The organism is Roseisolibacter agri (assembly GCF_030159095.1).
Taxonomy (GTDB): domain Bacteria; phylum Gemmatimonadota; class Gemmatimonadetes; order Gemmatimonadales; family Gemmatimonadaceae; genus Roseisolibacter; species Roseisolibacter agri.
This window is the reverse complement of sequence record NZ_BRXS01000004.1, coordinates 26,367-42,412: the sequence shown is the minus strand read 5'-3', so window position 1 is coordinate 42,412 and position 16,046 is coordinate 26,367. Positions and strand designations below refer to the sequence as shown.

Genomic DNA, 16,046 nt, shown 5'->3' with positions numbered 1-16,046 from the left:
CCGCGGGCCCCGGTGGGCGCGCGCGCGGTCCGGCGTGTGTCACCGCCCTCGAGCCCATCGGTGGGCGGAGAGCGGAACGACTCGGTCTTGAAGGATCCGCACGAGGGCGGACCGGGATGCGGCGTGCGGAAACGATGACGAGACGCACGCGGCTTACGGGTGGACCCGTGGTCGCGGCGACCGGTCACATCTCAGCAGTGAATGGTTTACGAGCGGCCCGGTACGGGCGCTGTACGTGCCACAGGCGGCGGGATCCGGCGCCAGGTTGCTGCCGATGGCGGCCGGAGGAACGGCGGGATGTCGAGCGGGCGCGCAAGCTCGCCAGCCCCCGGCATCGCGCGCAAGTTCCGTATTCGTACGGAAGATGTGCGCGCCGAACCGTTCGTCCCTGCACGCGCGCCACGACGCATCCGCAACGCACGCGGGGCCCGGGCGCGCAACGCGCCCGGGCCCCGCTCCGTTCCGTCCTGCTGTCGTGCGCCGGCTCAGCGCGCGGCGGTCAGCTCCGACGCCTGCTCGGTGACCACGCGCACCTGGTCGTCCACCACCTGCAGGAAGCCGCCGGCGACGCTGAAGCGGCGCGCCGCCGCTCCCGCGCCGAGCCGCAGCTCGCCGCGGCCGAGGAGGGTCATCATCGGCGCGTGGCCGCTGAGGATCCCCACCTCGCCGTCGAACGCCGGCGCCACGAGCGCGTCCACCTCGCCCTCGAACAGGACGCGCTCCGGCGAGATCACCGAGACCTTGATCACGGCTGGCCTCAGCCCTTGAGCTTCTCGGCGTTGGCGATCACGTCCTCGACGCCGCCCGCCATGAAGAACGCCTGCTCCGGCAGGTGGTCGAACTCGCCCTGCGTGAGGCGCTCGAACGAGCTGATGGTCTCCTCGAGCTTCACGTACTTGCCCGGGATGCCCGTGAACTGCTCGGCGACGTGGAACGGCTGCGACATGAAGCGCTGGATGCGGCGCGCCCGCGCCACGATGCGCTTGTCGTCCTCGGACAGCTCGTCCATGCCGAGGATGGCGATGATGTCCTGGAGCTCCTTGTAGCGCTGCAGGATGCGCTGCACCTCGGTGGCCACGCGGTAGTGGCGCTCGCCCAGGTACTGCGCGTCGAGGATGCGCGACGTCGAGTCGAGCGGATCGACGGCCGGGTAGATGCCGAGCTCCGTGATCTTGCGGTTGAGCACGACCGTGGCGTCCAGGTGGGCGAACGCGGTCGCCGGAGCAGGGTCGGTCAGATCGTCTGCAGGGACATAGATCGCCTGCACCGACGTGATCGAGCCGTTGCGCGTCGACGTGATGCGCTCCTGCAGCTCGCCCATCTCCGTCGCCAGCGTCGGCTGGTAGCCCACGGCGCTCGGCATGCGGCCGAGCAGTGCGGACACCTCGGAGCCGGCCTGCGTGAAGCGGAAGATGTTGTCGATGAACACCAGCACGTCCGCGTTCTCCTCGTCGCGGAAGTACTCGGCGACCGTCAGACCCGCGAGGCCGACGCGCAGGCGCGCTCCCGGCGGCTCGTTCATCTGGCCGTAGATCAGCGCCACCTTGTCGAGGATGCCCGCCTCCTGGAACTCCAGGTAGAGGTCATTGCCCTCGCGCGTGCGCTCGCCCACGCCGCAGAACACCGACTTGCCGCCGTGGCCCTTCGCCACGTTGTTGATCAGCTCCTGGATGACGACCGTCTTGCCGACGCCGGCGCCGCCGAAGAGCCCGATCTTGCCGCCCTTCACGAACGGGGCGATCAGGTCGATGACCTTGATGCCCGTCTCGAAGACCTCGGTCTTAGGCTCGAGCGACACGAACTCCGGCGACCCGCGGTGGATCGGCCAGCGCAGCGCGTCGGCGGGGATCTCGGCGCCGTTGTCCACCGGCTCGCCGAGCACGTTCAGGATGCGGCCGAGCGCGGGCGCGCCGACCGGCACCGAGATCGCGGCGCCCGTGTCGATCACGTCCATCCCGCGCACCACGGCGTCGGTGGTGGACATGGCGACGGCGCGCACCTGGTTGCGCCCGACGTGCTGCTGCACCTCGGCCACGACGTTGATCTGCGACCCGTCCGGCGCCGTGCCGGTGATGCGCAGCGCGTTGTAGATCTCGGGCAGGTGCTCGGCCTCGAACTCGACGTCGAGGACCGGGCCGATGACCTGCACGACCTTGCCGATGTTCTTGGTGGCGACGGCGGTAGCCATGATGGAAGCCGGTGTGGTTTAGAGGGCCGCCGCGCCGCCGACGATCTCCGCGATCTCCTGCGTGATCTGGGCCTGGCGGGCACGGTTGTAGGTGCGCTTCAGCAGGTTGAGCATCTCGCTCGCGTTGTCCGTCGCGCTCTTCATCGCCGTCCGGCGCGCGCCCTGTTCGGCGGCGGCGGTCTCGGCGAGCGCGCGGTAGACGCTGTTGCGCACGTACGAGGGGAGCAGCTCGGTGAGGAGCTCCTCCGCCGAGGGGTACAGCAGGTAGTCGCGCTGCATGCCGGCCTCCGTCTTCGCGGGCGGCTGCACGGGCAGCACCTGCGTCGTCGTCGGCGGCGTGGAGAGCGCGCTGCGGAACTGGGCGTACACGACGTACACGCCGTCCAGCGTCCCGGCGATGAAGTCCTGCATCAGCCCCTCGACCAGCGACGCCGCGTCGTCCGCGGTGGGGCGGTCGGTGATGTCCGTGCGCTGCGTGAGCATCGCGCGGTTCACGTACTTGAAGAAGCCGATGCCCTTGCGGCCGACCACGTGCAGGTCGACCTGCGCGCCGCGCGCCTCCAGCTCGGCGATGCGCGCGCGCGCCTCCTTGATGAGGTTCGCGTTGAACGCGCCGGCGAGGCCGCGGTTCGACGTCAGCAGGACCACCGCGACGCGGCGCTGCCGCGCCGGCTGGCGCAGCAGCGGGAAGCGCTCGGCCAGCTCGGGCGAGTAGAGGCGCGAGAGCACCTCCCCGAGCGCCGTCGCGTAGGGGCGCGCGGCCACCACGCGATCCTGCGCGCGCTTCATCTTGGAGGTCGCCACCATCTCCATCGTGCGCGTGATCTTGCGCGTGTTCTCGACGGACTTGATGCGACCCTTGAGCTCGCGACCCTTGGCCATGGCGGGTTACTTCGCGGCGCCGAAGAGCTGCGTGAACGCCTCGATGGCGCGCTTCAGATCGGCCTCGACGTCCTTGCCCAGCGCCTTCGAGGTGCGGATGGTGTCGCCGACCTGCGGGTACTGCGTGCGCGCGTAGTCGAGGAAGCCGCGCTCCCACTCGCGGATCCGGTTCACCGGGATCGCGTCGAGGTAGCCGTTGGTCACCGCGTAGATGACCATCACCTGCTCCTCCACCGACAGCGGCGAGTACTGCGGCTGCTTGAGGATCTCGACGGTGCGGGCGCCGCGATCGAGCTGGCGGCGCGTCGCCTGGTCGAGGTCCGAGGCGAAGGCGGCGAACGCCTCCAGCTCGCGGAACTGCGCCAGGTCGAGGCGCAGGCGGCCGGCGACGCTCTTCATCGCCTTCGTCTGCGCCGAGCCGCCCACGCGGCTCACCGAGATGCCGACGTTCACGGCCGGGCGCACGCCGGCGTTGAACAGGTCGGACTCGAGGAAGATCTGGCCGTCGGTGATCGAGATGACGTTCGTCGGGATGTACGCCGACACGTCGCCGGCCTGCGTCTCGATGATCGGCAGCGCGGTCAGCGAGCCGCCCGGCTTGAGGATCGTCTTGCCGTCCACGATGCCGTCGTCCTCGCGCAGCTTGGCCGCGCGCTCGAGGAGACGCGAGTGGAGGTAGAACACGTCGCCCGGGTACGCCTCGCGGCCCGGCGGGCGGCGCAGCACGAGCGAGATCTGGCGGTACGCGGCGGCCTGCTTGGTGAGGTCGTCGTAGACGCACAGCGTCGGACGGCCCTCGTTGTACATGAAGTACTCGGCCATCGCGGCGCCGGAGTAGGGCGCGATGTACTGCATGGGCGCCGGGTCCGACGCGGCGGCGGCGACGATGATCGTGTAGTCCAGCGCGCCCGCGTCCTTCAGGCGCTGCACGACGCCGGCGATCGTCGAGGCCTTCTGGCCGATCGCGACGTAGACGCAGATGACGCCCTGGCCCTTCTGGTTGATGATCGTGTCGATCGCGATCGCCGTCTTGCCGGTACCGCGGTCGCCGATGATCAGCTCGCGCTGGCCGCGGCCGATCGGGATCATCGAGTCGATGGCCTTGATGCCCGTCTGGAGCGGCTCCTTCACGGGCTGGCGCACGATGATGCCGGGCGCCGCGCTCTCGACCTTGCGCGTCGTGGTCGCGCGGATCTCGCCCAGCCCGTCGATCGGACGGCCGAGCGGATCGACGACGCGGCCGACGAGCGCCTGGCCCACCGGCACCTCGAGCACGCGCGAGGTGCGGCGGACGTCGTCGCCCTCCTTCAGCCCGAGGTAGTCCCCCAGGATGACGGCGCCGATGTTGTCCTCCTCGAGGTTCAGCGCGAGGCCCGTGATGACGTCGCCGGTCTCGGACGCGGTGAACTCGAGCATCTCGCCGGCCATCGCCTGCTGGAGCCCGTAGATGCGCGCGATCCCGTCCTTCACCTCGAGGACCGTCCCCACTTCCTCGACGTCGAGGGCATGCAGGTCGGCCGACTCGATCTCGCGGAGGAGGATGTCCTTGATCTCGCCCGGACGGAGGGTGGTTTCGCTAGCCATAGCGCAGGAAGGGAAAAAGCCGCGAACGCCGGCGGCGGTGGGTCGTGTCGAGGAGAGCTTGTGAAAATAATCACAAGTCGCCGATTTACACAACGGACGGGGGTCCGCCGCGCCGCCGCGGCGGGCGCGCGAGCCCTCGGCGGGGGCCGCCGGGAAGCCTAGCGGGCGGGCCCCGGCTCGGGACTCCCCAGCAACGGCCGGCCTGCCCGGGCACCGCCCCCGCCGCTCCCGTCCGCCCGTCCGGCACGGGAAAGGGCCACGGCCGCGTCGCCCGCGGCGACGGCGGTGGGCGCCGCATCCGCCGTGCCCCCGGCGTCCGGGACTCCGTCGTCCGCCGCGGGCGCTCCGTCCAGGCTGCACACCATCGCGTGCGCGCGCCGCAGCACCTCGCGCGCGTTCGCGTACGACACCAGCGCGACCGCCTCGTCGAACGGCGCCCAGCGGCAGGCCGTGATCCCCTCCGACCGCTGCGGACAGGTCGACGCCCGGTCCGTCCGCATGAGGTAGAAGTGGCAGACCTTGTGGATCAGCCGCCCGCGGAAGCGGAAGTACCAGTCGATGGTCTCGATCACGCCCGCCACCGCCAGCTCGCCGAGCCCGGTCTCCTCCGCCACCTCGCGCAGCGCGGCGCACTCGGGGCCCTCGCCGTCCTCGAGATGGCCCTTCGGGAAGCCCCAGTTGCGGTAGCTGTCCCGGATCAGGAGGAAGAGCGGCTCGCGCGCGCCGTCCGCGGCCGCGCCGTAACGGAACACGACGCCGCCGGCCGACACCTCCTCGCGCGCGCGGCCTCGCGGGCTCACGCCGCGGCCCCGGGCGTCGGCTCGCGCACCGCCGGGAACTCGTCGGTGTGCCCGCCCTCGATCTCGGCGCGCCCCTCGACGAACTGGCGCACGATCGGATCCGTCGTCTCGTGGATCTCCTCGATCGTGCCCTGCCAGCGCACGCGGCCCTCGTACAGCATCGCGATGCGCGTCCCCACCGTGTAGGCGCTGCGCATGTCGTGCGTGATGACGACGCCCGTGACCCCCAGCTTCTCGCGCATGCGCACCATCAGCTGGTCGATCACCGCGCTCGTCACCGGGTCGAGGCCCGTCGTCGGCTCGTCGTAGAGGATGTACTTGGGACGCAGCGCGATCGCGCGCGCGATGCCGACGCGCTTGCGCATGCCGCCGGACAGCTCGGCCGGGAAGCGCGCCTCCACGCCCGGCAGGTCCACGAGGTCGAGCGCCTCGGCCACGCGCGAGCGGATCTCGGCCTCGGAGAGCCCGCCCTGCTTGCGCAGCCCCATCGCGACGTTCTCGCCGATGTTCATCGAGTCGAACAGCGCGGCGAACTGGAAGACGTAGCCGATGCGCGCGCGCAGCGCGTAGAGGTCGCGCCGCGGCAGCTCGTCGACGCGCTGCCCGTCCACCCACACCTCGCCCGCGTCGGGCTCCAGCAGCCCCACGATGTGCTTGATGGCGACGCTCTTGCCCGTGCCGGAGTAGCCGATGATGACCATCGTCTCCCCCTCGGGCACGTCGAGCGTGAAGCCCTGGAGGACCTTCTTCGGGCCGAACGCCTTGTGAACGTTTTTCAGCTGGATCATGACTGGGCGGCGGACTGCGGGCTGCGGATGACCCCGCGGCAACTTATCACCGGACAGCCCACCCCGATACGAAATGCGGGCCGCGGTGGAATCCGCGGCCCGCACTCCGTCGGTCGAGCAGCGTCGCTCAGGCCACCGCGCGGCGGCGACGGCGGGCCGCGACGCCGAGGACGGCCAGGCCGGCGCCGAGCAGGCCGACGGTCGCCGGCTCGGGGACGGTGCTCACCGCGGCCGTCTCGATGAGGCCATAGCGAATCGTGTTGGGCGAGTCCTGGATGTCGTTCCACGCCCCGGTGCTCAGCATCTCGGTGACGTCCTCGTTGTTGACGTCGTTCGGCTCGCCCAGGTTCCAGTTCGTGTAGGTCACCGCCTGCCCGTTGGACCAGACGAACGCGCCCTCGGACGCGGCGTCCGTGAAGCCGATGTGGAACTGGCTGCCGCCGATGAGGCCGTCCATGAAGCTGCGCGCGGCCGCGTTCTCCGCCGCCGAGCCGATCGCGGCGAGCCAGCCGCCGAGCGAGGTCGCCTCGGCGTTGGCGATCGACCAGCTGGTCGACCCGGAGGTGATGCGGAAGCAGCTCGAGCCGCCCGCGTAGCTGGTGAGCGTGAACCCGGCGCTGCACTGCGCCTCGGCGCTCGCGGGCGCGGCGGCGATGGCGAATGCGGCGGCGGCGGTGGCGAGACCCTGCAGGAGACGGCGGTGCATGACCGGAAGCCCTCGACGTGAGCGGTGACGCCGTCGCGGCGGGGGACCGTGACGGACGCCACAAAATGTGAACGAGCCGTAACGTGTCAACTGTGGCGGTCGCTCGACACACCGCCCGACCGAGGGGGCGGAACGCACGCGGGGCCCCGGGACGTCGTCCCGGGGCCCCGCGTGTCTCGCGCGACTGCGCGTGCGGTCGGGCCGCCTCAGGCGGCGAAGCTGCCGAGCGCGCGGCCGACGTCGCCCTCGCGGAGCCGCTTGAGCGCACGGTCGCGGAGCTGGCGGACGCGCTCGCGGGTGACGCCGAGCATCGAGCCGATCTCCTCGAGCGTGTGCTCGCGCCCGCCCTCGAGCCCGAAGTACAGGCGGAGGACCTTGGCGTCGCGCGGCGGCAGCGTGTTGAGCGCCGTCTCGATTTCGTCGGTGAGGAAGCGGTTCATCGCCTCCTCCTCCGTGTCGGGCATCTCGTCGGCGACGAAGCGCTCGATGAGCGAGCGATCGCCCTCGGGGTCCATCGGCGCGTCGAGGCGGACGTCGCCGGTGTTGAGCGCGGCGAGCGACTGCACGACGTCGACCGAGAGGCCGGTGAGCTGCGCCAGCTCCTCGGGCGAGGGCTCGCGGCGGAGCTTCTGCCGGAGGATCTCGCTCGCCTTGATGATGCGCGAGAGGTCGGCCGTGCGGTTGAGCGGCACGCGGACCGTGCGGCCCTGGCGCGCGAGCGACGACAGGATCGCCTGGCGGATCCACCACACCGCGTACGAGATGAACTTCACGCCCTGGTCGGGATCGAACTTCCGGGCGGCGGTGAGCAGGCCGACGTTCCCCTCGCCGATCAGGTCGATGAGCGGGAGGCCGCGGTTCTGGTACTTCTTGGCGACGGAGATGACGAAGCGGAGGTTCCGCTTCACGAGCTCCTGGAGCGCGTCCTGGTCGCCGCTGCGGATCTTGCGCGCGAGCTGGATCTCCTCGTCCCCCTTGAGCAGGGGATAGGTGCTGACCTCGTAGAGGTACTGGTCGAGGATGTCGCGCTCCGGCTCGCTGGGCGCGATGCCCGCGGGCGCGGCGGCCCGGCGGCGCTTCCGCTTGACTTCAGTCATCGTGCGTATCCTGAGACGCGTTCGCGTGAGGAAGTGTGTTGGGAGCGTGCGTCGCGCCCGCAGGGGGCGCGCCGCGGCGCGTGGGAGCCGTCGGTCTCCGGTGCACGACCGGCGGCGGGCGCGTGGGATCGAGGGGCGGCACGAGGGCCGGGACGCTCGAGTCGGACGCGAACCTGCCGCCGGCCGTCGCGGAGGCGACGGTTCAGCAGCCGAACCAATGCCAATCGACCAGCCGCGCCTGTGCCGTGTGGCGCACGGCGCGGGTCGAGCGTTGCCCGGTCGTGCGGCATCCATCGCGACCGGTGGCGAACACCGATCGGACGGAACGTCGCCGCTGGGCCCAGCGGTGCTGCGGACGCACCTTCACGCGATGTTCCGCCGGCCGGCGATGCGGTCTTCCTCGCATCCAGCACGCGCGTTCCGTCGCGCCACTCGCCGGCCTTCGCCGCAGGGGACGAACGGCCGACACAGCCGTTACGAACACGTATCCGCGGGCGCTGCAAATTACCTGCCCTTGACGGTTCCGCTAGCCCGAGGACGCCTGCCGATCGCTTGACATCAGGGATACACGCGACTACGATCCTTCGTTCCTGGGACGCCGCATCGGCGCGGTTCGCCGCACCATGCGCTACCGGGACGCCGGGGGCGTAGCTCAGTTGGGAGAGCGCTTGAATGGCATTCAAGAGGTCAGGGGTTCGATTCCCCTCGCCTCCATACCCGGCACGGCGTCGCAGGTCACCCACGGTACGTCGCAAGCACCGTGCGTGAGGCGCCGAACGATTGCGGAGTCGCCCGCTCGCCTGGGCCTTGGGTTCCAAGGCCTTTGTTGTTCCAGGCAGCGGCGTTCGCGGGAATAGCTCAGTTGGTAGAGCACAACCTTGCCAAGGTTGGGGTCGCGGGTTCGAGTCCCGTTTCCCGCTCTGCCCCTCCCCGTCAGCTGCGCGGGTCGAGGGTTTGACAATTCGGGCCGTTAGCTCAGTTGGTTAGAGCGCCACGTTGACATCGTGGAGGTCACAAGTTCGAGTCTTGTACGGCCCACTCGACCGCACGCGCCTCCGGGCGCGCCGCGGTGTGCTGCACTCGGTCGCCTTGACGCGCGACCCGGCGACCGGCTAGCTTCTGTCGCTCGGAGCAACCGGCTGACGCCGGCCTCTGCCGCAGGTCGCAGCACCGTACGACGATCGTCCCGGCGTTCCGCGCCGACGACGGTTCGAGCGCCCGTAGCTCAATTGGATAGAGCATCTGACTACGGATCAGAAGGTTTCAGGTTCGAGTCCTGACGGGCGCGCTGCGGTGATCTTCTCTTCGCGGGGAACGATCACCGCTGTCCTTTTCGGACATGCAGGATCGGGGCGTAGCTTAGCCCGGTAGAGCGCCTGCTTCGGGAGCAGGAGGTCGCTGGTTCAAATCCAGTCGCCCCGACTACCACACGAAAAAGTCCCCGCCGACTGCGCAGTCGGCGGGGACTTTTTCGTTGCGGCGGAGAACGGAACCGCGGAGGACGGAACGGCGGAGGACGATGGGGCGTGGAACGGAGCGGCGGCCCCCATGGCCTGCAGCGTCAAGCCGGAAGAAGCCGCCGTATCGTCTCACGCTCCTCCGTCCTCCGCTGCATCGTCCTCCGCCGTTCCGTCCTCCGCTTCACCAAGTCGGGGCGGAACGCCACGGCCGCCGCGGGTATAAACATGTGATCCGCGTCACGCCCCGTGACGCCGGGTCCCGACTCCGAGCGACGCCCGCCATGACCCGCACCCGCCGTGCAGGCCCTGCCCTGCTGCTCGCGCTCGCCCTCGCGCTCGCCCTCGCGCCGGCCGTGGCGTCGGCGAACCCGACCGCCCTCGGCGGCTCGATGGCGTCGATGGTCCGCCAGCACCGGGTGGCCGAGTCGGAGGGGCTCGCCTTCTCGCGCACCGAGGCGCGCGTCGACCGGCTCGTCGCCGACGGCGCGCTCGAGCCGGTGCCCGGGAACGCGGACTACATCGTCCTCGAGAGCGTCGGCCACAAGGTCGCGCGTCCCGAGGTGCGCCTGCTCGTCGAGCGGCTGGCCGCGCAGTACCGCGCCGCGACCGGCGACCCGCTCGTCGTCACGAGCCTCGTGCGCCCGCTGGACGAGCAGCCCGCGAACGCGCACCGCCTCTCCGTGCACCCCGCCGGCATCGCCATGGACCTCCGCGTCCCCGCGAACGCCGAGAGCCGCCGCTGGCTGGAGCGCACGCTGCTGGCGCTGGAGCGTGCGGGAGTGCTCGACGTGACGCGCGAGCAGCGCCCCCCGCACTACCACGTGGCGGTCTTCCCGGCCGCGTACCGGGCGTACGTCGCGAAGCTGGACGCCGCGAAGCCGGCGCCCGCCCCGGCGCGCGCCGAGCCCGAGGTGCATGCCCCGGTGACCGTCGCGGCGGTCGCGCCGGCGACGGTGGTCGCGCCGGCGACGCCGGAGGCTCGCTTCCCCGCGTCGACCGGGCTCGGGGGTGCGCTCGCCGCCGTGCTCGCCGCCGTGCTCGCCGGCGCGATGGTCGTGATCGTGCGTTGGCGTGGGACGCGTACGTCGCCCGTCGCGGGCGGCGGCGCCTCCCCGCTCGGGAGCCTCGGGGGCGCCTGACCGCCCGCGGGCGGCCGGCGGGTCCACTCTCGCCCACGAGGCATGGCCGGCCGCATCGAGGACTACGCGCTGCTCGGGGACTGCGAGACCGCGGCGCTGGTGGGCGCCGACGGCTCGATCGACTGGCTCTGCTGGCCGCGCTTCGACTCGGGCGCGGCCTTCGCCGCGCTGTTGGGTGGCCCGGAGCACGGACGCTGGCTGGTGGCGCCGCGTGACCCCGACGCGCGGAGCTGGCGGCGCTACCGCGGCGACACGCTGATCCTCGAGACCGACTGGGTCACGGGCGACGGCGCCGTCACGGTGATCGACTTCATGCCGCTGCGCGGCCGCCAGTCGGACCTCGTGCGGCTGGTGATCGGCCGGCGCGGCCGCGTCGCGATGCGCACGGAGCTGGTGCTGCGCTTCGACTACGGCACGACGGTCCCGTGGGTGACGCAGATGAACGACGGCTCGCCGCACGGCGCGCTGCGCGCGATCGCAGGCCCGGACATGATCGTGCTGCGCACCGACGTGCCGCTGCACGGCGAGCACCTGACCACCGTCGGCGAGTTCACGGTGGGCGCGGGCGAGACGGTCGCCTTCGTGATGACGCACGCCCCGTCGCACCTCGTGGCGCCGACGCCCGTCGACCCGCTCGCCGCGCTCGCGGACACCGAGACGTTCTGGACGACGTGGGCCGCGCGCTGCCGCTACGAGGGCGAGTGGCGCGACGCGGTGATGCGCTCGCTGCTGACGCTCAAGGCGCTCACCTACCAGCCGACCGGCGGCATCGTCGCCGCGCCCACGACGTCGCTCCCCGAGCAGATCGGCGGCACGCGCAACTGGGACTACCGCTACTGCTGGCTGCGCGACGCGACGCTGACGCTGCTCGCGCTCATGGACGCGGGCTACTACGACGAGGCGGGCGCGTGGCGCGACTGGCTGCTGCGCGCCGCCGCAGGGAGCCCGTCGCAGCTGCAGATCCTCTACGGGCTGGCCGGCGAGCGGCTGCTGCGCGAGTGGGAGGTGCCGTGGCTGCCGGGCTACGAGGGCTCGCGCCCCGTGCGCGTGGGGAACGCCGCGGCCGACCAGCTGCAGCTCGACGTCTACGGCGAGGTGCTGGACGCGCTCTTCCAGGCGCGGCGCGGCGGTCTGCCCGGGAGCCCCGAGGCCTGGCAGCTCGCCTGCTCGATGCTCGGCCACCTGGAGACCGTGTGGGACCGCCCGGACGAGGGGCTGTGGGAGGTGCGCGGCGGCCGCCAGCACTTCACGCACTCGAAGGTCATGACGTGGGTGGCGCTGGACCGCGTGATCCGCGCCGTCGAGCACTTCGAGGTCGAGGGGCCCGTGGACCGGTGGCGCGCGCTGCGCCGGCGCGTGCACGCCGACGTCTGCGAGCGCGCGTTCGACGCGTCGCGCAACACGTTCGTGCAGGCGTACGGCTCGCAGCAGCTCGACGCGAGCCTGCTGCTCATCCCGCTCGTCGGCTTCCTGCCGCCCGACGACCCGCGCGTGCGCGGCACCGTGGCGGCGATCGAGCAGCGCCTGATGCTCGACGGGCTGGTGATGCGCTACGACACGCGCGAGACCGACGACGGCCTGCCGCCGGGCGAGGGCGCCTTCCTCGCGTGCAGCTTCTGGCTCGCGGACAACTACGTGCTGCAGGGCCGCCACGACGACGCGCGCGCGATGTTCGAGCGACTGCTCGCGCTGCGCAACGACGTGGGGCTGCTGGCGGAGGAGTACGATCCACGCCTGCGGCGGCAGGTCGGCAACTTCCCGCAGGCGTTCTCGCACGTCGGCGTCGTGGGGACGGCGTTCAACCTCGCGCGCGCGATGCCGGCGCGGCTGCGCCCCGCGGCACAGCGCGCGGCGAAGAACGGGAACGGCGTCCAGGAGACCGGCGAGCGCCGCTGAGCGGCGCTCGCCGTTGCGCGTCGGCGCGCGCGGAGCGCACCTTCCGCCGCGTCATGACCGCCTTCGCACTCTCCGCGGGACAGCGACGCGCGCTCGACGCGCTGTGCCGCCGCATCGCGCCGTCCGCCTACGACGGCGACGCCGACGCGCGTGTGGATCTCGCGGCGGCGGTGGAGGAGCGCCTCGCCGCCGGCGACGCGGTGGATGCCGGTCGCGTCGCCACGCTGCTGACGGCGTTCGACAGCGCGCTGACGGGCGTGCTCACGGCGGCACGGCCGCGCCGCTTCAGCGCATGCGACGCCGCGACGCAGGACGCCGTGCTGCGTGCGTGGGAGTCGAGCGGCGTGGGGCTGCAGCGCACCGCGTTCCAGGCGTTCCGCCGGCTGATCCTCTCGACCTACTACGCGCGCGACGAGGGAGCCGCGGGGATCGGCGTGCACGGTCCCCTGCACCGCCGCGCGCCGGCGCTGCCGTGGGAGGGCCCGCTGCCCGGCGTGACGTCGGACGACGAGCCGGTGCTGCGCACGGAGGCGCCGTGGGACGCGGTCGCGCGACGCACGGCGGAGCCCACGCACCTCCCCGACGGTGTGACGCCAGGCGCACGGCTGGCGCCCGACACGGTGCTGCGCGTGGGCGTGTGCGTCGTCGGCACGGGCGCCGGCGGCGCGGTGGTCGCCGCGCGCCTCGCGGAGGCCGGCCACGACGTCGTGCTGCTGGAGGAGGGCGCGTGGTGGCAGCCGTCCGACTTCAGCGAGCGCGAGGCCGAGATGACGCCGCGCCTGTACGCGGACGCGGCGACGCGCGCGACCGCCGATCTCTCGATCTCGATCCTGCAGGGGCGCGCGGTGGGCGGCGGCACGACGGTCAACTGGCTCGTCATGCTGCGGACGCCCGAATGGGTGCTGGACGAGTGGACGCGCGACCATGGCGCGGACGGGATGCGCCCGCACGAGATGGCGCCGCTGTTCGCCCAGATCGAGCGCGAGACGCACACGCGCTGCGTGCCCGACGACGCGCACTCGCCGGGCAACCGCGCGCTGCTGGACGGCGCGCGAGCGCTGGGGTGGAGCGCCCAGGCGGCGCGCATCAACACGCGCGGCTGCGTGCGTGCCGGCACGTGCGGGCTGGGCTGCCGCTACGGCGCGCGACAGGGGGCGCAGGCGGTCTACCTCCCACGCGCGCTGCGCGCCGGCGCGCGGCTGTACACCGACGTGCGCGTCGATCGCGTCGAGGTGGCGGAGCGCGGCGGAATCGCGCCGCTCAAGCGCGTGCACGCGACCGTCGTCGATCGCGACACGCGGGCGGCGCGCGGGCGCGTGACCATCGAGGCGCCGCTCGTGGTGCTCGCCGGCGGTGCCGTCGGCACGCCGTCGATCCTGCTCCGCTCCGCGCTCGGCGCCGCCGCCGTGGGGCGCTGGCTGCGGCTGCATCCGACGACCGCGCTGATCGGCACGTACGACCGCGAGATGTACGGCGCGGCCGGAATCCCGCTCTCGAGCGTCTGCGACGAGTTCCAGCGCGGCGACGACGGCTACGGCTTCTGGGTCGAGTGCCCGCCGCTCTATCCGGCAATCGCGTCGGTCGCGCTGCCGGGGTTCGGCGCGACGCACCGCGCGCGCATGCGGGACTTCGCGCGCATGGGCGCGATGATCGTGCTCGTGCGCGACGGCGCCGACACCGGCGTCTCGAACGGCGCGGTGCGCGTGGACCGGCGCGGGCGTCCGGTGATCGACTACCGCCTGGGCGACGCGGACCTCCGCACGATGCGGCGCGGGCTGGCCGCGACCGCGCGGCTGCACCTCGCCGCGGGCGCGCGCGAGGTCACGGCGCTGCATCCGCGCGAGCATCGCATCCGCAGCGCGGCCGACCTGTCGCTGTTCGAGACGCTGCCCTGCGGGCCGAACCAGCTCACGGTGCTGTCGGCGCACGTGAACGGCACGTGCCGATTCGGCACCGACCCGCGGCGCAGCACGTGCACGCCCGACGGCCAGGTGCGCGGCGTCCCCGGGCTCTACGTCGCCGACGGCAGCGTGCTCCCGACCGCGCTCGGCGTGAACCCGCAGGAGACGATCATGGCGGTGGCGACGCTGATCGCGAGCCGCATCACCGCGCGCCATCCGACCGGGTGACGCGCCAGACCACGTTGCCGACGTCGTCGGCGACGAGCAGCGCGCCGCGCGCATCGACCGCGACGCCGACCGGCCGGCCGCGCGCCCGGCCGTCGCCGTCCACGAAGTCGGTCAGCACGTCGAGCGGCATGCCGTTCGGCACGCCGTCGACGAACGGCACGAACACGACGCGATAGCCCGAGCGCGGGCGGCGGTTCCAGGAGCCGTGCTGCCCGACGAACATCCCGCTCGCGAAGCGCGCGGGCAGTGCGTCGCCGCCGCGCGCCGCAGCAAGGCCCAGCGACGCCGTGTGCGGGCCGAGCGCGTAGTCCGGCGCGACGGCCTTCGCGACGAGGTCGGGACGCGCGGGCCGAACGCGCGCGTCGACGTGCGCGCCGTAGTAGCTGTACGGCCAGCCGTAGAACGCGCCGTCGCGCACGGACGTGATGAAGTCCGGCACCAGATCGCTTCCCAGCTCGTCGCGCTCGTTCACCGCGACCCAGAGCGCGCCGCGCACGGGCTCCCACGCGAGGCCGACCGGGTTGCGCAGCCCCGACGCGAACACGCGGTGCGCGCCGGTGCGCGCGTCGATCTCCCACACCGCCGCACGCCCCTCCTCGGCCGCCATGCCGTTCTCCGCGACGTTGCTGTTCGAGCCGACGCCGACGTAGAGCCGCGTGCCATCCGGGCTCGCGATCAGGCTCTTGGTCCAGTGGTGGTTGATGCGGCCGGCCGGCAGCGCGGTCACCATCACGGGCGCGGCCGAGATCTTCAACTGTCCCGTGGCATACGGGAAGCGCACGACGGCGTCGGTGTTCGCGACGTGGAGCGCGTCGCCGACGAGCGCCATCCCGAACGGCGAGTGCAGCCCCGCGAGCAGGACCGAGCGCACCTCCGCGACGCCGTCGCCGTCCGCGTCGCGGAGCAGCGTGATGCGGTCCGCGCTCGGCACCGCGCCGCCGGCCTTCTTCTGGAAGCGCTTGAAGAGCCACCCGCGGATCCCCCGCGCGTCGTCCGGCCGCGGCGGCGCGTTCGTCTCGGCCACCAGCACGTCGCCGTTGGGCAGCACGTGCAGCCATCGCGGATGGTCGAGGCCCGTCGCGAACGCGCGCACCGTCGTCCCCTCGGCCGCCGTCGGCGTGGCGCCGGCGGGCCAGCTGCGCGCCGCGGCCACGTGCACGGTCGGGATCAGCGACGATGAGGGCGCGGGAAGCGTGGGGCGCGGGCCGGTGCCATCCTCCACGCGGAGCCGGGCCGAGGCGCCGCAGCCGGCGGCGGCGATCACGAGCGCGAGGGCGCCGCGTGCACGGCGGCGGGTGCTGGGCATGGCGGTCAGGGCGGCAAGAAGCGAGCACGCGCCCGGGGCAGCGCGGCGCCCCGACGGGTTCACGAAGCCCT

12 protein-coding genes and 5 tRNA genes are annotated in these 16,046 nt (G+C 72.6%); 8 read left to right on the top strand and 9 right to left on the bottom strand.

The features are described 5' to 3' along the window. Positions 1–485: 485 nt before the first annotated feature. The 8 genes from atpC to rosag_RS12370 all read right to left on the bottom strand — a co-directional run bounded on the left by atpC (position 486) and on the right by rosag_RS12370 (position 8,045). Positions 486–749, bottom strand: coding sequence for an ATP synthase F1 subunit epsilon (gene atpC / locus rosag_RS12405; RefSeq protein ID WP_284350461.1), 264 nt, complete (start codon positions 747–749; stop codon positions 486–488). A gap of 8 nt (positions 750–757) precedes the next feature. Next, positions 758–2,188 (bottom strand): F0F1 ATP synthase subunit beta, encoded by a 1,431-nt coding sequence (gene atpD, locus rosag_RS12400; protein ID WP_284350460.1) that lies wholly within the window; start codon positions 2,186–2,188, stop codon positions 758–760. An 18-nt stretch (positions 2,189–2,206) separates the two neighbouring features. After that, a complete protein-coding gene (gene atpG / locus rosag_RS12395; RefSeq protein WP_284350459.1) occupies positions 2,207–3,070 on the bottom strand; it encodes an ATP synthase F1 subunit gamma in 864 nt (287 codons plus the stop codon). A 6-nt stretch (positions 3,071–3,076) separates the two neighbouring features. Continuing rightward, positions 3,077–4,654 (bottom strand): F0F1 ATP synthase subunit alpha, encoded by a 1,578-nt coding sequence (gene atpA / locus rosag_RS12390; protein WP_284350458.1) that lies wholly within the window; start codon positions 4,652–4,654, stop codon positions 3,077–3,079. 158 nt (positions 4,655–4,812) lie between these two features. Next, positions 4,813–5,454, bottom strand: a complete 642-nt coding sequence (locus rosag_RS12385; protein WP_284350457.1) for an NUDIX hydrolase — start codon at positions 5,452–5,454, stop codon at positions 4,813–4,815. After that, on the bottom strand, positions 5,451–6,242 hold the full coding sequence (locus rosag_RS12380) for an ABC transporter ATP-binding protein (protein ID WP_284350456.1): 792 nt from the start codon (positions 6,240–6,242) through the stop codon (positions 5,451–5,453). Before rosag_RS12380 ends, rosag_RS12385 begins: the two co-directional genes overlap by 4 nt. Before the next feature lie 127 nt (positions 6,243–6,369). Then, positions 6,370–6,948, bottom strand: a complete 579-nt coding sequence (locus tag rosag_RS12375; RefSeq protein ID WP_284350455.1) for a lectin-like protein — start codon at positions 6,946–6,948, stop codon at positions 6,370–6,372. Between the two features lie 206 nt (positions 6,949–7,154). After that, positions 7,155–8,045, bottom strand: coding sequence for a sigma-70 family RNA polymerase sigma factor (locus rosag_RS12370; RefSeq protein WP_275834174.1), 891 nt, complete (start codon positions 8,043–8,045; stop codon positions 7,155–7,157). 641 nt (positions 8,046–8,686) lie between these two features. Here rosag_RS12370 and rosag_RS12365 point away from each other — a divergent pair. The 8 genes from rosag_RS12365 to rosag_RS12330 all read left to right on the top strand — a co-directional run bounded on the left by rosag_RS12365 (position 8,687) and on the right by rosag_RS12330 (position 14,669). Beyond that, positions 8,687–8,759 (top strand) — tRNA-Ala (locus rosag_RS12365). 133 nt (positions 8,760–8,892) lie between these two features. Beyond that, positions 8,893–8,965 (top strand) — tRNA-Gly (locus rosag_RS12360). Between the two features lie 44 nt (positions 8,966–9,009). Beyond that, positions 9,010–9,083: transfer RNA gene (locus rosag_RS12355), tRNA-Val, on the top strand. 176 nt (positions 9,084–9,259) lie between these two features. After that, positions 9,260–9,333: transfer RNA gene (locus tag rosag_RS12350), tRNA-Arg, on the top strand. A gap of 60 nt (positions 9,334–9,393) precedes the next feature. After that, a tRNA-Pro gene (locus tag rosag_RS12345) sits at positions 9,394–9,467 on the top strand. Positions 9,468–9,786: 319 nt separating this feature from the next. After that, complete coding sequence (locus tag rosag_RS12340) at positions 9,787–10,644, top strand: DUF5715 family protein (protein WP_284350454.1); 858 nt, start codon at positions 9,787–9,789, stop codon at positions 10,642–10,644. A 42-nt stretch (positions 10,645–10,686) separates the two neighbouring features. After that, the gene (locus rosag_RS12335; protein ID WP_284350453.1) at positions 10,687–12,540 is read left to right on the top strand and encodes a glycoside hydrolase family 15 protein; all 1,854 of its coding nucleotides are present in this window, start codon (positions 10,687–10,689) and stop codon (positions 12,538–12,540) included. Between the two features lie 53 nt (positions 12,541–12,593). Further along, the gene (locus rosag_RS12330) at positions 12,594–14,669 is read left to right on the top strand and encodes a GMC family oxidoreductase N-terminal domain-containing protein (RefSeq protein WP_284350451.1); all 2,076 of its coding nucleotides are present in this window, start codon (positions 12,594–12,596) and stop codon (positions 14,667–14,669) included. On the opposite strand, the gene rosag_RS12325 is transcribed toward rosag_RS12330, so the two are convergent. Further along, positions 14,644–15,975 carry a PQQ-dependent sugar dehydrogenase gene (locus rosag_RS12325; protein WP_284350449.1) on the bottom strand — a complete coding sequence of 444 codons (1,332 nt, stop codon included), beginning with the start codon at positions 15,973–15,975 and terminating at the stop codon, positions 14,644–14,646. The two genes, rosag_RS12330 and rosag_RS12325, sit on opposite strands and share 26 nt — an antisense overlap. Positions 15,976–16,046 lie beyond the last annotated feature (71 nt).